The organism is Streptomyces sp. CB02009 (genome assembly GCF_001905825.1).
Taxonomy (GTDB): Bacteria; Actinomycetota; Actinomycetes; order Streptomycetales; family Streptomycetaceae; genus Streptomyces.
The window spans coordinates 104,519-120,067 of record NZ_LIVV01000007.1 but is presented as its reverse complement, the minus strand read 5'-3'; the positions used below and the strand labels follow the sequence as shown (position 1 = coordinate 120,067).

At 70.4% G+C, this 15,549-nt stretch carries 18 protein-coding genes and 1 riboswitch; of the genes, 5 read left to right on the top strand and 13 right to left on the bottom strand.

All coding sequences use genetic code 11. The annotated features are described in order from the left end of the window. Nucleotides 1-64 precede the first annotated feature (64 nt). Entirely contained in the window at nt 65-337 is a 273-nt protein-coding gene (locus AMK27_RS27310; protein ID WP_073914414.1) for a glucose PTS transporter subunit EIIB, read from the bottom strand. 197 nt (nt 338-534) lie between these two features. On the opposite strand from AMK27_RS27310, the gene AMK27_RS27305 reads away from it, so the two are divergent. Together AMK27_RS27305 and AMK27_RS27300 are read left to right on the top strand one after the other, a co-directional pair. Beyond that, nucleotides 535-1,833 (top strand): PTS transporter subunit EIIC, encoded by a 1,299-nt coding sequence (locus AMK27_RS27305; protein ID WP_073913451.1) that lies wholly within the window; start codon nt 535-537, stop codon nt 1,831-1,833. A gap of 287 nt (nt 1,834-2,120) precedes the next feature. Then, on the top strand, nt 2,121-3,386 hold the full coding sequence (locus tag AMK27_RS27300; RefSeq protein ID WP_073913449.1) for a PTS transporter subunit EIIC: 1,266 nt from the start codon (nt 2,121-2,123) through the stop codon (nt 3,384-3,386). Nucleotides 3,387-3,457: 71 nt separating this feature from the next. Here the strand turns inward: AMK27_RS27300 and AMK27_RS27295 are convergent, their stop codons facing one another. Further along, nucleotides 3,458-4,210: an MBL fold metallo-hydrolase gene (locus tag AMK27_RS27295; RefSeq protein ID WP_073913446.1), complete on the bottom strand. Its 753-nt coding sequence runs from the start codon at nt 4,208-4,210 to the stop codon at nt 3,458-3,460. Nucleotides 4,211-4,413: 203 nt separating this feature from the next. Between AMK27_RS27295 and AMK27_RS27290 the strand changes: the two genes are divergently transcribed. Then, nucleotides 4,414-4,911: a type II toxin-antitoxin system PemK/MazF family toxin gene (locus AMK27_RS27290; RefSeq protein WP_073913445.1), complete on the top strand. Its 498-nt coding sequence runs from the start codon at nt 4,414-4,416 to the stop codon at nt 4,909-4,911. Between the two features lie 150 nt (nt 4,912-5,061). Here the strand turns inward: AMK27_RS27290 and AMK27_RS27285 are convergent, their stop codons facing one another. The 10 genes from AMK27_RS27285 to clpS form a co-directional block, all read right to left on the bottom strand. Next, nucleotides 5,062-6,012 carry a PLP-dependent cysteine synthase family protein gene (locus tag AMK27_RS27285; protein ID WP_073913442.1) on the bottom strand — a complete coding sequence of 317 codons (951 nt, stop codon included), beginning with the start codon at nt 6,010-6,012 and terminating at the stop codon, nt 5,062-5,064. A 5-nt stretch (nt 6,013-6,017) separates the two neighbouring features. Beyond that, nucleotides 6,018-6,296, bottom strand: a complete 279-nt coding sequence (locus AMK27_RS27280; protein ID WP_073913441.1) for a MoaD/ThiS family protein — start codon at nt 6,294-6,296, stop codon at nt 6,018-6,020. A 92-nt stretch (nt 6,297-6,388) separates the two neighbouring features. Continuing rightward, the gene (locus AMK27_RS44380) at nt 6,389-6,505 is read right to left on the bottom strand and encodes a putative leader peptide (RefSeq protein ID WP_315986240.1); all 117 of its coding nucleotides are present in this window, start codon (nt 6,503-6,505) and stop codon (nt 6,389-6,391) included. A gap of 44 nt (nt 6,506-6,549) precedes the next feature. Next, nucleotides 6,550-7,335, bottom strand: a complete 786-nt coding sequence (locus AMK27_RS27275; protein ID WP_073913438.1) for an ABC transporter ATP-binding protein — start codon at nt 7,333-7,335, stop codon at nt 6,550-6,552. Then, nucleotides 7,332-8,381, bottom strand: a complete 1,050-nt coding sequence (locus tag AMK27_RS27270) for a FecCD family ABC transporter permease (RefSeq protein ID WP_073913436.1) — start codon at nt 8,379-8,381, stop codon at nt 7,332-7,334. The genes AMK27_RS27275 and AMK27_RS27270 overlap by 4 nt, the downstream gene beginning before the upstream one ends. A gap of 152 nt (nt 8,382-8,533) precedes the next feature. Next, nucleotides 8,534-9,523 (bottom strand): ABC transporter substrate-binding protein, encoded by a 990-nt coding sequence (locus AMK27_RS27265; protein WP_073913434.1) that lies wholly within the window; start codon nt 9,521-9,523, stop codon nt 8,534-8,536. A gap of 42 nt (nt 9,524-9,565) precedes the next feature. Beyond that, nucleotides 9,566-9,699, bottom strand: a riboswitch (cobalamin riboswitch). Beyond that, nucleotides 9,692-10,120: a Mov34/MPN/PAD-1 family protein gene (locus AMK27_RS27260; protein ID WP_073913431.1), complete on the bottom strand. Its 429-nt coding sequence runs from the start codon at nt 10,118-10,120 to the stop codon at nt 9,692-9,694. (Overlaps the previous riboswitch by 8 nt.) Nucleotides 10,121-10,243: 123 nt before the next feature. Continuing rightward, a complete protein-coding gene (locus AMK27_RS27255; RefSeq protein ID WP_030324932.1) occupies nt 10,244-11,671 on the bottom strand; it encodes an amino acid permease in 1,428 nt (475 codons plus the stop codon). 365 nt (nt 11,672-12,036) lie between these two features. Next, on the bottom strand, nt 12,037-12,618 hold the full coding sequence (locus AMK27_RS27250) for a DUF2017 domain-containing protein (RefSeq protein ID WP_073913429.1): 582 nt from the start codon (nt 12,616-12,618) through the stop codon (nt 12,037-12,039). Next, nucleotides 12,618-12,923, bottom strand: a complete 306-nt coding sequence (gene clpS, locus AMK27_RS27245; protein ID WP_073913426.1) for an ATP-dependent Clp protease adapter ClpS — start codon at nt 12,921-12,923, stop codon at nt 12,618-12,620. Before clpS ends, AMK27_RS27250 begins: the two co-directional genes overlap by 1 nt. A gap of 111 nt (nt 12,924-13,034) precedes the next feature. Here clpS and AMK27_RS27240 point away from each other — a divergent pair, with 111 nt between their 5' ends. Further along, the gene (locus AMK27_RS27240; protein WP_073913424.1) at nt 13,035-14,363 is read left to right on the top strand and encodes a nicotinate phosphoribosyltransferase; all 1,329 of its coding nucleotides are present in this window, start codon (nt 13,035-13,037) and stop codon (nt 14,361-14,363) included. A gap of 115 nt (nt 14,364-14,478) precedes the next feature. Next, nucleotides 14,479-15,078, top strand: a complete 600-nt coding sequence (locus tag AMK27_RS27235; RefSeq protein ID WP_073913422.1) for a nicotinamidase — start codon at nt 14,479-14,481, stop codon at nt 15,076-15,078. Nucleotides 15,079-15,106: 28 nt separating this feature from the next. On the opposite strand, the gene AMK27_RS27230 is transcribed toward AMK27_RS27235, so the two are convergent. Next, nucleotides 15,107-15,418 carry a hypothetical protein gene (locus AMK27_RS27230; RefSeq protein ID WP_073913420.1) on the bottom strand — a complete coding sequence of 104 codons (312 nt, stop codon included), beginning with the start codon at nt 15,416-15,418 and terminating at the stop codon, nt 15,107-15,109. Between the last annotated feature and the right edge of the window lie 131 nt (nt 15,419-15,549).

The following is a 15,549-nucleotide window of genomic DNA, read 5'->3' as shown; positions in this document are numbered from 1 at the left end:
CGGGCCGGGCATGACGAAGGGCCCGTTCCCCTGCCGGAACGGGCCCTTCAGCTGATGCGGCTGCTTACATCATGTCTTCGATGTCGGCGGCGATCGGGTCGGCGTCGGTGCCGATGACGACCTGGATCGCGGTGCCCATCTTGACGACGCCGTGGGCGCCGGCGGCCTTGAGGGCGGCCTCGTCGACCTTGGACGGGTCCACGACCTCGGTGCGCAGGCGGGTGATGCAGCCTTCGACCTCTTCGATGTTCTCGATGCCGCCGAGCCCGGCGACGATCTTCTCAGCCTTGCTGGCCATGTGTTTCTCCCTGTCCGTTCCGTTCGCGCGTACGCGAATCTCGGCGCACCGGTGGTCCGCTTTGTCACGGTAACCCACGGTTGGCCCAACTTCGCGAGCGAGTGCCGCCGTTCTGCCGAAAGATGACGATCACCGGCGGCCTGTCCTCAGCGGGCTCCGGGGAGCCTATCGCAACTGGTCTACACCAGTGTGCAACGAGACGCGGACCCGGCTTGTTCCGGGCAGGGAGGACGCCGATGAGTACCGACAGCGCTGCGGCACGGCCGAAGAAGTCCGTGTGGGGCGGACTCTTCCAGGGCCTCCAGAAGATGGGCCGCAGCCTCCAGCTCCCCATCGCCGTCCTCCCGGCCGCGGGCATCATCAACCGGCTCGGGCAGCCGGACGTGTTCGGCGCGGACGGTCTCGGCTGGGACAACGTCGCCAAGGTGATGGCGGGTGCGGGCGGCGCGCTGCTCGACGGCAACCTCGGCCTGCCGCTCCTCTTCTGCATCGGTGTCGCGATCGGCATGGCGAAGAAGGCAGACGGCTCGACCGCGCTCGCGGCCGTCGTCGGCTTCCTCGTCTACTACAACGTGCTGCGCCAGTTCCCGAAGGACTGCCCGTCGGGCTCGAAGGACATCGGCGGCGGCTGCCTCGCCCTCGACGACTCCTTCGCGGGTTACACGTACCAGAACCCCGGTGTCTTCGGCGGCATCGTGATGGGTCTGCTCACCGCGTACCTGTGGCAGCGCTACCACCGGACGAAGCTGGTCGACTGGCTGGGCTTCTTCAACGGCCGCCGCCTCGTCCCGATCATCATGACCTTCGTGGCGATCGCGTTCGCCGCGATCTGCCTGTGGATCTGGCCGCCGATCGGTGACGCGCTGGAGAGCTTCAGCGACTGGCTGGTCGGCCTCGGCTCCTGGGGTTCGGGCATCTTCGGCGTGGCGAACCGGGCGTTGCTGGTCATCGGCCTGCACCAGTTCCTCAACGTGCCGATCTGGTTCCAGTTCGGCACGTACGAGAAGCCGGACGGCACGGTGGTCCACGGCGACATCCCGATGTTCCTCGCGGGCGACCCGAACGCCGGCCAGTTCCTGACGGGCTTCTTCCCGATCATGATGTTCGCGCTGCCGGCGGCGGCGCTCGCGATCACCCACTGCGCGAAGCCGCACCGCCGCAAGGAGGTCGGCGGTCTGATGCTGTCGGTGGCACTGACGTCGTTCGTCACCGGCATCACCGAGCCGCTGGAGTACTCGTTCCTCTTCATCGCCCCGCTGCTGTACGCGGTCCACGCCCTGCTCACGGGTGTATCGATGGCCGTGACCTGGGCGTTCGGCGTGAAGGACGGCTTCAGCTTCTCGGCCGGTCTGATCGACTACGTGATCAACTGGAACCTCGCGACGAAGCCCTGGCTGATCATCCCCATCGGTCTCGCGTTCGCGGTGGTGTACTACGCGATCTTCAGGTTCGCGATCACGAAGTTCAACCTCCAGACACCCGGCCGCGAGCCGGACGAGATCGGCGACGAGATGGAGCGGGAGAACGTCAAGTAGCGCCGCGACCACCCCGCGGAGCCTGACCGTTTCGAGGCTTTCGTCCCTCCCGTAAGCCCCGCGAAAGGCCCCTGGACCTGACGGTCCGGGGGCCTTATGTCGTGCATTTCCAGCTATGGCTGAGCACACAAAATTCGCAGGTTCCTTATCTAAGTCTCACGTGCTACAACTGGTCTACACCACTCATTGGTGTAGACCACGCGGTCCAGACCACCGCGTTCCACGAGACGTCGCCGTCCCCCCTTCCCCGGTCCCCTGGCGGCGCCTTGCCTTACTGGAGGAAGTTGATGAGTACGGCCACCGCCCAGGCCGCCGCTCCCGCGAAGAAGCGCGGATCCGGCCTGTTCCAGGGCCTGCAGAAGGTCGGTCGCAGCCTGCAGCTGCCGATCGCCGTCCTGCCGGCCGCGGGTATCTTGCTCCGTCTCGGCCAGCCCGACGTCTTCGGAAAGGACGGGCTCGGCTGGGACAAGGTCGCCTCCGTCTTCGCCACCGCCGGCGGCGCGGTCTTCGACAACCTGCCCCTGCTCTTCTGCATCGGTGTCGCCATCGGCTTCGCCAAGAAGGCGGACGGCTCCACCGCCCTGGCCGCACTGGTCGGCTTCCTGGTCTACAGCAACGTGCTGAAGGCCTTCCCCGTCGCCGAGGCCGTCGTCAACACGACCGCCAACAAGGGCGTCGACGTCGCCGCGAAGTACAACAACCCGGGTGTCCTCGGCGGCATCCTGATGGGTCTGATCGCGGCCGTCCTGTGGCAGAAGTTCCACCGGACCAAGCTCGTCGACTGGCTCGGCTTCTTCAACGGCCGCCGTCTCGTCCCGATCATCATGGCCTTCGTCGGCACCCTCGTCGGTGTCGTGTTCGGTCTGGTCTGGGAGCCCATCGGTGAGGGCATCTCCAACTTCGGCGAGTGGATGACCGGCCTGGGCGCCGGTGGCGCCGGCCTCTTCGGTCTCATCAACCGCGCGCTGATCCCCGTCGGCATGCACCAGTTCGTGAACACCGTCTCGTGGTTCCAGATCGGCGACTTCACCAACGCCGCCGGCGAGGTCGTCCACGGTGACCTCAACCGCTTCTTCGCCGGTGACCCGAGCGCCGGAATCTTCATGTCGGGCTTCTTCCCGATCATGATGTTCGGCCTCCCGGCCGCCGCCATCGCCATCGCCCACGCCGCTCGCCCCGAGCGCCGCAAGGCCGTGATGGGCATGATGGTCTCCCTCGCGCTGACCTCCTTCGTCACCGGCATCACGGAGCCGATCGAGTTCACCTTCATGTTCATCGCGCCGGTCCTGTACGCGATCCACGCCGTCCTGACCGCCGTGTCCATGGCCGTCACCTGGGCCTTCGGTGTCCACGCGGGCTTCACCTTCTCGGCAGGCGGCATCGACTACCTGCTGAACTGGAACCTCGCGACCAAGCCGTGGCTGATCATCCCGATCGGTCTCGTCTTCGCGGCGATCTACTACGTGGTCTTCCGCTTCGCGATCACCAAGTTCAACCTCCCGACGCCGGGCCGCGAGCCCGACGAGGAGATCGAGGACCTCACCAAGGCGTGAGTTCCGTCCGCACGAAAGGGAAGGCCCCGGAACCGACAGGTTCCGGGGCCTTCCCCGTGTCCGCGCAAGGCTCAGACCTCGTAGACCGCGCCCGGTCTCGCCAGCTCCGACGGACCCGAGTAGACCTGGCGGGCGTCCGCCAGGTTCTGTTCGCCGTCCGTCCACGGCGGGATGTGGGTCAGGACGAGCCGGCCCACCGACGAGCGGGTCGCCTCGGCGCCCGCCTCGCGGCCGTTGAGGTGGAGGGCCGGGATGTCCTCCTTGCCGTGGGTGAAGGAGGCCTCGCAGAGGAAGAGGTCGGTGCCCTCGGCGAGCTTGTGCAGCGACTCGCAGACCCCGGTGTCCCCGGAGTACGTCAGCGAGCGGCCGTCGTGCTCGACCCGGATGCCGTACGCCTCCACCGGGTGGCACACCTTCTCCGTACGGACGGAGAACGGGCCGATCTCGAAGGCCTCCGACTTCAGGGTGCGGAAGTCGAAGACCTCGCTCATCGAGCTGGGCGAGGGGGTGTCCGCGTACGCCGTGGTCAGGCGCTGCTCGGCGCCCTCCGGGGCGTAGACGGGGAGCGCGTCGCAGCGTCCGCCCTCGTGCCGGTAGTAGCGGGCGACGAAGTACCCGCACATGTCGATGCAGTGGTCGGCGTGGAGATGGCTGAGGAAGATCGCGTCGAGGTCGTACAGACCGATGTGTCGCTGCAGCTCGCCCAGGGCGCCGTTGCCCATGTCGAGGAGCAGCCGGAAGCCGTCGGCCTCGACGAGGTAGCTCGAACAGGCCGAATCCGCGGACGGGAACGACCCGGAGCAGCCGACGACGGTGAGCTTCATGGAGCGTGAACCTCCGTGGACGGATACGGAAAGCGCGCTGAGGAAGGGGGAGGCTGTGCGGTCTGTCGAGCGTAAGGCGCTCCAGGGCCTGTCGCTCCTTTGCGGTGGCCCGTTGTGGGCGAACTCACGGGCTCTGTCACCGGTTCGGATGGATGGCGGGCCGCCTCGGCGCCGTGAGCGGCGCGCCGGTACCTTCTTGAGGTATGGACACGTCGTGGTGGCCCGCGCTGGTCGCGGTCGTGGTGATCGCTCTGGTGGTGGCGCTCGCCGACGGGTGGCGGCGGTCGTCGCGCCGCCCCTCGGGGCGTGCGCAGGGGCGCCCGGCGGGCCGCCCGTCGGGGCGGACCCGGCCGCCGGCCCGGCCGACCGGGCCGCGGAAGGCTCCGTCGCGGTTGCCGCGGGCCGCGGAGATCTGGTGGGCGGACGTGCCCTTCGAGGACGGGCCCGGGTCGAAGGACCGGCCCTGTCTCGTGCTGTCGGTACGGGGGCACAGCGCGCTCGTCGCCAAGATCACCAGCAAGTACCACGACGAGCGGCCCGGGGTGATCGCGCTGCCGCCGGGTGCGGTGGGGGACGCGCAGGGGCGGCCGAGCTTCCTGGAGACGGATGAGCTCCGCGAGGTGCCGGTGGGCGACTTCCGGCGGAAAGCGGGAACGGCGGACCCGGTCCTCTGGGACCGGGTCCGCCATCTGGCGCGGTAGCGCGTGAGCGCGGTGGTGCGTGAGCGCTGTCGGGATGGCGCCTGAGCGCCTGAGCGCTGTGCGGGCCTTCGGGGCGCTGGGCGGGGCGGAGCCGCAGGGCTCAGGCCGCCCCGAGCCGGCCCTGGACCGGAGTCGCAGGGCCGCAGGGGCTCAGGCCCAGAGCTGGCCCTGGACCGCCGCGATGGCCTCCTCCGTCGTCGCGGCCGTGTAGAGGCCCGTCGAGAGGTACTTCCAGCCGCCGTCCGCGACGACGAAGGCGATGTCCGCGCTCTCGCCCGCCTTCACCGCCTTGTTGCCGACGCCGATGGCCGCGTGCAGGGCCGCGCCCGTGGAGACGCCCGCGAAGATGCCCTCCTGCTTGAGGAGTTCGCGGGTGCGGGTGACCGCGTCGGCGGAGCCGACGGAGAAGCGGGTGGTGAGGACGGAGGCGTCGTACAGCTCCGGTACGAAGCCCTCGTCGAGGTTCCGGAGGCCGTAGACGAGGTCGTCGTAGCGCGGCTCGGCGGCGACGATCTTGACGTCGGGCTTCTGCTCGCGGAGGTAGCGGCCGACGCCCATCAGGGTGCCGGTGGTGCCGAGGCCCGCCACGAAGTGGGTGATGGAGGGCAGGTCGGCGAGGATCTCGGGGCCGGTGGTGGCGTAGTGGGCGCCGGCGTTGTGCGGGTTGCCGTACTGGTAGAGCATCACCCAGGTCGGGTTCTCCGCCGCGATCTCCTTGGCGACGCGCACCGCCGTGTTGGAGCCGCCCGCCGCGGGGGACGAGATGATCTCGGCACCCCACATGGAGAGCAGCTGGCGACGCTCCTCGCTGGTGTTCTCGGGCATGACGCAGACGATGCGGTAGCCCTTGAGCTTGGCGGCCATGGCCAGGGAGATGCCGGTGTTGCCGCTGGTCGGCTCCAGGATGGTGCAGCCGGGGGTGAGTCGGCCGTCCTTCTCCGCCTGCTCGATCATGTGGAGCGCGGGGCGGTCCTTGACCGAGCCGGTCGGGTTGCGGTCCTCCAGCTTCGCCCAGATGCGGACGTCGTCCGAGGGCGAGAGCCGGGGGAGGCGGACGAGCGGTGTGTTGCCGACCGCCGCCAGCGAGGAGTCGTAGCGCATGTGGATCAGACCATGCCACCGGCGACGGCCGGCAGGATCGTGACGTTGTCGCCGTCGGTCAGCTTGGTGTCGATGCCGTCGAGGAAGCGGACGTCCTCGTCGTTGAGGTAGACGTTGACGAAGCGGCGGAGCTTGCCGTCGTCGACGATGCGGGCCTCGATCCCGGCGTGGCGGGACTCCAGGTCGGCGAAGAGCTCGGCGAGGGTGCCGCCGCTGCCCTCGACGGCCTTCTCGCCGTCGGTGTAGGTGCGGAGGATGGTCGGGATGCGGACCTCGATGGCCATGGCGTGGGCTCCTGTCGGAAGTGGCGTGATGGGCGCGCTGCTGGGGCCCCCGCGCGGAGGGGGGTCGTACGTACGTGCGCTCGGCCGGTCGCTCAGAGCGCAGCGCGGGACGAACAGATCGCGCTGGCGAGGCGGCACAGGTCGACGTGCAGGCGCGCGACGAGCAGGACTGTGCCCGGAGTCTCTTCGCTCACGTCGTGGGAAACCATGGGCTCATCGTATCGATTCCCGGTCCGGGTTTCGGAATGTGATCTCACATGGTGGATGATTCCTGCCCGACTGCCGGACGGTGCTGGAAGAGGACGGTGGGGCTCCCCGTCCTCGGATGCGGGATGACCTCGGCGTCCACCCCGTAGACGGCCTCAAGCAGGGCGGGGGTGAGCACCTCGGCGGGTGTGCCGCCGGTGACGAGCCTCCCACGCTCCAGGACGTAGATCCGGTCGCAGTACGCCCCCGCCAGGTTCAGGTCGTGCAGCGCGAGCAGGTTGGTGGTGCCCAGGGTACGGACGAGGGCCAGGACGTCGAGCTGGTGGCGGATGTCCAGGTGGTTGGTGGGTTCGTCGAGGACGAGGAGGGCCGGGTCCTGGACGAGGGCGCGGGCGACCAGGGCACGTTGGCGTTCGCCGCCGGAGAGGGTGGGGTACGGGCGGTCGGCGAGGTCGGCGAGGCCGACCCGGGCGAGGGCCTCCGCGGCGCGCTCCCGGTCGGCTCCGGTGTCGCCCTCCCAGAACCGCTTGTGCGGGGAGCGGCCGAGGGCGACGAGTTCGCCGACGGTGAGTTCGAACTCCAGGGCGCTGTCCTGCGGGACGGTGGCGACGCGGCGGGCGCGGGCCTTGGGGCCGAGGGCGTGCAGGTCGTCGCCGTCGAGGAGGGCACGGCCCGCCGTGGGGGTGAGGGTGCCGTAGACGCAGCGCAGGAGGGTGGTCTTTCCGCTGCCGTTGGGTCCGATGAGACCGACGGTCTCGCCCGGCCGGACGGTGAGATCGACGGAGCGGAGCCGGTTCTCGTACGAGAGGCCGTGCAGGCTCAGTTCGGTCACGGCTGTGCTCCTTCCGGGCGGCGGCGCATCAGCCAGAGGAAGAACGGGCCGCCGGTGAGGGCGGTGAGGATGCCGACCGGGACGTCCTGGGGTGCGGCGACGGTCCGGGCGGCCAGGTCGGCGAGGACCAGGGCGAGCGCTCCGCCGAGCGCGGCGACCGGGAGGAGCCGGCGGTGCGGGGCGCCGACGGCGAGCCGGGCGGCGTGCGGCGCCATCAGGCCGACGAAGCCGACGGCTCCGCTGGCGGCGACCATCACGGCGGTGACAAGGGAGGCGAGGACGAAGACGGCGGCGCGGAAGCGCGCGGTGTCCAGGCCGAGGATGGTGGCGTCCTCCTCGCCGACGAGGAGCAGGTCGAGCGGGCGGGCGAGGGTGAGGAGGACCGCGACGCCGACGGCGAGAACGGCGGCGGGCAGGACCAGGGTGTCCCAGCGGGCGCTGCCGAGGCCGCCGAGGGACCAGTACATGGCCTCCTGGAACTGCTCGGGGCGTCCGGCGACGACCAGGAGCAGGGTGGCGAGCGCGGACAGGATGTAGGAGACGGCGACTCCGGCGAGGACGAGCCGGGTGCTGGTCAGGGTGCCGCCGCGGCGCGCGAGCCCGTAGACGAGGACGAGGGCGAGCAGGGCTCCCGCGAAGGCGGCGGCGGGCATGGCGATCGTGGTGGTCACACCGCTCACGAGGCCCGCTCCCCCGCCGACGACCAGGACGAGGACGGCTCCCGCGGAGGCGCCGGAGGAGATCCCGAGGAGGAAGGGGTCGGCGAGCCGGTTGCGGACGAGGGCCTGGAGGACGGCGCCGACGACGGCGAGCCCGGCGCCGACGACCACGCCGAGCAGGACCCGGGGCAGGCGTACGTCGAGGACGATCGTGCGGTACGGGGAGGGGTCGGCGGCGCGTCCGGTGAGGGCGTCGAGGACCTGGCCGGGCGGGATGCGGACGGAGCCGAGGGCGAGCGAGGCGATCACGGCGGCGGCCAGGGCGAGGAGGAGCCCGGCGACGACGACCACGTACCGCAGCGGCCCGCCCCCCGCACCCCGGTCCACCCCCGCCCACCCGGCCCGGGGACGCGGGTCACGACCGGGCGCCCCTGCGGGCCCCCCGGCAGGGGTGTCCGCAGGATCGGTGGGGGTCGGGATTCGGGGACCGGGCGGCGGCGGGTCTTTCGGTGTGCTCGCCGTGCGGGCGGGCTCCGGGGTCATCGGGCCGGGTGGAGCTGGGCGGCCAGCTTGTCGACGGCCGCGGGGACGCGGACGCCGAGGACGGTGTCGGAGAGCGGCATCACGGCGAACCGGCGGTTCTTGATCGCCGGGACGTCCTTGAGGGCCGGGTCGCCGATGAGCCGCTTCTTCTTCTGTTCGACGGTGGTGGAGCCGTAGTCGTAGATGACGACGACCTCGGGCTTGCGGGCGACGACCTGCTCCCAGGTGGCGTCGCCGAAGGCCTTGTCGAGGTCGGCGAAGACGTTCCGGCCGCCGGCGCGGGTGATCAGCTCGTTGCCGATGCCCTTGCCGCCCGCGGTGAAGGCGGTCTTGTCGCCGCTGTCGTAGACGAAGACGGAGACGGGCGCGGTGCCCTTGAGGCGCTTCTCGGTGGCGGCGACGGTGGTCCGCGCCTCGGACACCCACTTCGCGGCCCGGTCGGGGACGCCGAACGTCCGCCCGATCTCGTCGACTTCGCGGTAGAGGTCGTCGACGGACGGCGAACCGGAGGGGCAGTACTCGGTGTTGAGCCGGGTGTCGATGCCCGCGCGCTTCAGGTCGTCGCGGCTGCGGCCGTCCTTGCCCGAGAAGGCGGAGGAGTAACCGCCGTAGACGAAGTCGGGGTTCGCGGCGAGCAGGGCCTCCTTGGAGGGGTACTCCTTCGCGAGGACGGGGACGGAGTCGTACGCTTTCTCGTAGGCGGGGAGGATCGCGTCGTCGAGGTAGGCGGTGCCGACGAGGGACTTCTCCAGGCCGAGGGCGAGCATGACCTCGGTGACGTGCTGGTTCATGGTGACCGCGCGCTTCGGCGGGGCCTTGAAGGTCGTCTTCACACCGCAGTTGGAGACGGTGTACGGGAATCCCGGGGCGGCCTTGGCGTCGGGGGTCTCCGTCGCGGGGGCCGAGCAGGCGGCGAGCAGCGGGAGCAGTGCGGCGGCGGACAGCAGGGGCGCCAGGGGCAGCCGGGTGCGGCGGGGCCGGGACATGACGGAACGTGCCTCCTCCGGGGATTTCCACGTCCCCGATCGGTGGTGAGAAGGCGGCAGGTCAGTTCCTGGCTTCCGTCTCCCGGAGGAGGCGGTCACAGTGGCGGGACCGTGCCGGATTCGCACCGGCTTCCTGGGTCCTGCCGCCCGTAGGTCCCCGTCAGTGTCTCAGGCGTCGTACGCCTCGACGACCTTGACCTCTTCCTCGGTGACGACGCCCTCGACGATGGTGAAGGAGCGGAACTGGAAGGGGCCCGCGCCGTCGCTGTCCGCGGTGGAGACGAGGACGTAGTGGGCCTGGGGCTCGTTGGCGTACGAGATGTCCGTGCGGGACGGGTAGGCCTCGGTCGCGGTGTGCGAGTGGTAGACGATGACGGGCTCCTCGTCCCGGTCGTCCATCTCGCGGTAGAGCTTGAGCAGGTCCGCGGAGTCGAACTCGTAGAAGGTGGGCGAGCGGGCCGCGTTGAGCATCGGGATGAACCGCTCGGGGCGGCCGGTGCCGACCGGTCCCGCGACCACGCCGCAGGCCTCGTCGGGGTGGTCCGCGCGGGAGTGTTCCACGATCTGGTCGTACAGGGCCCGGGTGATGGTCAGCATGCCGACAGGATAAGCCGACGGGCCGTTCCGTACCGGGGAGTGGTACGGAACGGCCCGTATGCCGAGACGATCGAGGTCAGCGCCGCTTGGGGACGGCCCGGGGCGATCGTCCGGGGGGTCCGGTCAGGACCGCTTGGCGAAGGCGGCGCCCTCGGGGTTGCGGGACTTCAGGACCAGGTAGGAGACGCCCAGGATGAGACCCCAGACCGGGGCCGCGTACAGGGAGACGCGGGCGCCCTCGTCGATGCCCATCATGACGATGACCATGCCGATGAAGAGGAGCGCGAACCAGCTGGTGTACGGGGCTCCCGGGGCCTTGAAGGTGGACTCGGGGAGCTCGCCGCGGTTGGCCTTGGCCCGGTAGCGGATCTGGCAGACCAGGATCATGATCCAGGCCCACATGCCGGAGATGGTGGCGAAGGAGACGACGTACTCGAAGGCCTTGCCCGGGGCGACGTAGTTGATCCAGACGCCGACCAGCATCAGCGAGGCCGAGAAGGTCAGGCCGAGCAGCGGGGTGCCGCTCTTGGTGAGCTTGGTGAAGACCTTCGGGCCCTGGCCGTTGAGCGCGAGGTCGCGCAGCATGCGGCCGGTGGAGTACATGCCCGAGTTGCAGGAGGACAGGGCGGCGGTCAGCACCACGAAGTTGACGATGGCGGCGCCGACGCCGAGGCCCATCTTCTCGAAGGCGGCGACGAACGGGGAGACGCCCGGCTGGAACTCGGTCCACGGGACGACCGACAGGATCATGATCAGCGCGCCGACGTAGAAGACGGCGATGCGCCACGGCACGGTGTTGATGGCCTTGGGCAGGACGGTCTTCGGGTCCTTGGACTCGCCGGCGGTGACGCCGACCAGCTCGACCGCGAGGAACGCGAACATGACGATCTGCAGGGTCATCAGCGTGTTGCCGATGCCGGTGGGGAAGAAGCCGCCCTGGTCCCACAGGTGGGTCACGGAGGCGGTGTCGCCGGCGTCGGAGAAGCCGATGGTGAGGATGCCGGCGCAGATCAGGATCATGCCGATGATGGCGGTGACCTTGACCATGGAGAACCAGAACTCCAGCTCACCGAAGAGCTTCACGGAGATCAGGTTGGCGCCGTAGAGGATGACGGTGAAGACCAGTGCGGAGATCCACTGCGGGATGTCCCACCAGTACGTCATATAGGTGGCCGCGGCGGTGACTTCGGTGATGCCGGTGACGACCCAGAAGAGCCAGTACGTCCAGCCGGTCACGAAGCCCCAGAAGGGGCCGACGAACTCCCGTGCGTACTCCGCGAAGGAGCCCGACACGGGGCGGTACATGAGGAGCTCGCCCAGGGCGCGCATGATGAAGAAGATGACCAGGCCCGCGATGGCGTACGCGAGGATCAGGCTGGGCCCCGCCTTGGCGATGGCCTTGCCGGCGCCGAGGAAGAGGCCGGTGCCGATGGCACCGCCGATCGCGATCATCTGGATCTGCCGGGCGCCGAGGCCACGCTGGTAGCCCTCGCCGCCGTCCACGGCCCCGTCGGTGCCGTCGTGCTGCTTGTCGACCTGCACAGAGGTCATGGTGGTGCGCCTTTCTCCATGCTGATCCGCGCGACTGCGAGTGCGTCTGCCGCGGATCAGATCCTGATCCCCCCGGATGTGGATGGAGTGCCACCGGCGGTCAGCCGGTCCAAGCGCCCTCGGGAACAGGGGTGGCGTCCCCGAGCGGTCGTGAAGATTTATCACGGGCCGACGCGTGATCGAGGGAGTTGGATGTGGCGCACGCCACAGAAAGCGACGGGCGAAAGGGATGCAAGACGCCAAAGCGGACGCTCTGATAACGCATTCGTTATCCGGATTTGAGCGTCCGCTGAGCGAACATCCCGTCACGGAGGGGCGTCCGGAGGGAGGTGCCGGGCGGCGCCGGGCGGCGCCGGGAGGTGCCGTCAGGACATCAGGGTCTCGACGAGGGACTCCTGGAGCGCCCCCAGCCAGAGGTACGCCATCACCATCGGCTTGCGCGGGTCGGAGTCCGGCAGCCGGTACAGCTGCTCGCCCTCCTCGTCGGTGACCTCCAGGCGGGTGCCGATGGTCAGCCGGAGGTCGTTGAGCGCGCCGAGCCAGGCGCGGGACTCGTCCGGGGTCAGCTTCAGGACGGCGCCGCCCTCGCCCGCGGCTTCGGCGGAGAGCCCGTCGAGGGCGCGGACGACGACGAGGGCGTCGTCGCGCTTGCGGGCGCGCAGGTCGTTCTCGGTGAAGCGGCGGAAGTCGGAGGCGGCCGCCCGCAGCTCCTCGCTGTCGTCCCCGTACGCGTCGGGGAAGAGGCGCTTGAGGGCGGGGTCGGACGGCGGCTTGCTGGGGCCCTCCGCGAAGAGCGCTGCCAGCGGGTCGGCGTCCTTGGCGGGCTCGTCGCCCGGCCCGATCAGCTCCATGAGCTGGACGGCGAGGGAGCGCAGGATGGAGATCTCGACGTCGTCGAGGGCGACGGCCGCGCCGCCGCCGGGCAGGGTCTCGAAGTGGCCGGCCATCAGCCGCGGTCCTGGGTGAGGGTCGCCCAGAGGCCGTAGCCGTGCATCGCCTGCACGTCGCGTTCCATCTCCTCGCGGGTGCCGCTGGAGACCACCGCACGGCCCTTGTGGTGCACGTCGAGCATCAGCTTGTGCGCCTTGTCCTTGGAATAGCCGAAGTACGCCTGGAAGACGTAGGTCACGTAGCTCATCAGGTTGACCGGATCGTTGTGCACGAGGGTCACCCAGGGCACGTCGGGTTCGACGACCGCGGAGACCTCCTGGGCCGATTCCGTACGTTCGATCTCAATAGGCGCGACGCTCACTCACCCCATGCTGCCACCCCGGAGGGCCCGTCGCACAAACGGGTCACCCGCCCGTCACCCGCTCGCGCCACTATTCGTCACTCTGACGATTTCTGCGCTAGCATCGCTGACATGAACGCTGCGGACCTTGGGCTGCCGGTGGACGTGCCGTCGACCGCGCTCTTCACCGACCAGTACGAGCTGACCATGCTCCAGGCAGCCCTCCGGGGCGGCACCGCCGACCGGCGCTCGGTCTTCGAGGTCTTCACCCGGCGGCTGCCCGAGGGACGGCGCTACGGCGTCCTCGCGGGCGTCGGCCGGGTCCTCGACGCCGTCGAGAACTTCCGGTTCGACCCCGCCGTCCTGGGCTTCCTGCGCGAGCGCGGCATCGTCGACGAGCCGACCCTGGAATGGCTCGCCCGCTACCGCTTCACCGGCGACATCTGGGGCTACCCCGAGGGCGAGGTGTACTTCCCCGGCTCGCCCGTGCTGCGCGTCGAGGGCTCCTTCGCCGAGTGCGTGCTCCTGGAGACGGTGATCCTCTCCATCCTCAACCACGACTCCGCCATCGCCGCCGCCGCCTCCCGCATGTCGGCAGCGGCCGGCGGCCGGCGCCTGATCGAGATGGGCGCCCGGCGCACCCACGAGCTGGCGGCCGTCGCCGCCTCCCGCGCCGCGTACGTCGGCGGCTTCGACTCCACCTCCGACCTCGCGGCGGGCTTCCGCTACGGCATCCCGACCGTCGGCACCTCCGCCCACGCCTTCACGCTCCTCCACGACAGCGAGCGGGACGCCTTCCGCGCCCAGGTCGAGAGCCTCGGCCGCGGTACGACACTGCTCGTCGACACCTACGACGTCGCCGAGGCCGTGCGCACCGCCGTCGAGGTGGCGGGCCCCGAGCTCGGGGCCGTCCGGATCGACTCCGGCGACCTGCTGCTCGTCGCCCACCGCGTCCGGCAGCAGCTTGACGAGCTGGGTGCGCGGGACACGAAGATCGTCGTCACGTCGGACCTCGACGAGTACGCCATCGCCTCCCTCGCGGCGGCCCCGGTCGACGCCTACGGGGTGGGCACCCAGCTGGTCACCGGCAGCGGCCACCCGACCTGCTCCATGGTCTACAAGCTGGTCGCCCGCGCCTCCTCGGCCGACCTCAGGGCCCCCCTCACCCCGGTCGCCAAGAAGTCCCTCGGCGGCAAGGCCTCGGTCGGCGGACGCAAGTGGGCGGCGCGCCGCCCCGACGCGTACGGCGTCGCCGAGGCGGAGGTCCTGGGCACCGGCCCGGTACCGCCGGAGCTCGCCGACCACCAGCTCCTGGTCGAGCTGGTCAAGGGCGGCGACGTGGTGGCCAGGGAGCCCCTGGAGGCCGCCCGGGCCCGGCACATCGCGGCCCGCGCCGCGCTGCCCATGTCGGCGATGCAGCTCTCCCGGGGCGAGCCGGTGCTCCCGACGGAATATCTCTAGAGGACCTCCGGAGGCACTCCGGAGCCCGCGGAGACCGGACCCGCCCCCTCCCGGTGGGCGGGCCGATTCTCTAGGCTCGGTCCCACCCCTCCCCGACGCGCTAAGGACACCCGCCATGCACCGCGCATTGATCGTTGTGGACGTTCAGAACGACTTCTGCGAGGGCGGCAGCCTCGCGGTGACCGGCGGCGCGGACGTCGCCGCCGCCATCACCGACCTGGTCGGCCAGACGGCGGGCAGCTCCTACCGGCACGTGGTCGCCACCCGCGACCACCATGTCGACCCGGGCGCGCACTTCGCGCCGGCCGGTGAGGAGCCGGACTACGTGACCTCGTGGCCGGTGCACTGCGTGGCCGGCACGGAGGGCGTCGGCTTCCACCCGAACTTCGCGCCGGCCGTCGCCAGCGGGGCGATCGACGCCGTCTTCGACAAGGGCGCGTACGACGCGGCGTACAGCGGCTTCGAGGGCCACGACGAGAACGGCATGACGCTCGCGGAGTGGCTCCGCGAGCGGGACGTCACCGAGGTCGACGTGGTGGGCATCGCCACCGACCACTGCGTGCGGGCGACGGCTCTGGACGCGGCCCGCGCGGGCTTCCGCACTCATGTGCTGCTCGACCTGACGGCCGGCGTCGCGAAGGAGACGACGGACCGGGCCCTGGAGGAGCTGCGGACGGCGGGCGTGGAGCTGACCGGCAAGCCCGTGGTGGCCTGAGCGGTGCCGCGGGGCCCGGCGGGGCCGCTCAGGCGGCCGGCTCCCTGGGGAGGGTCCGTACGGGGTGCCACAGCTCCTGGGCCGCGCCGGGCGCGGATCTCCACAGCAGGCCGTCGGGGTGGTGGAGGACGGCCGTGATCTCGTCCGGCGTGGGCGGCTCGCTGTTGCCCCGGAGGTAGACCGCGCGCAGCCCGAGGTTCCGCAGCCGGGTCAGGGCGCGGGCACGGTTGGCGGCGTGGACCAGGAAGCGGACGCTGGCGCCGTCGCGGGCCGGGCTGGGCAGCCCTATCGCGACGACCACGCTGCCTCCCGGCAACTTGCAGAACCCTCCGTTGGGCATGCGGAACCACTCCCCCGTGGATCGACTGTCAATAAGAACATCGGTCTGATGCGTCAGACGCACCTAAACACGATCGGCCGCCGCCCGCTAGAGGGGCGACGGCCGATCATGGCTTGACCTGCGGTTTTACC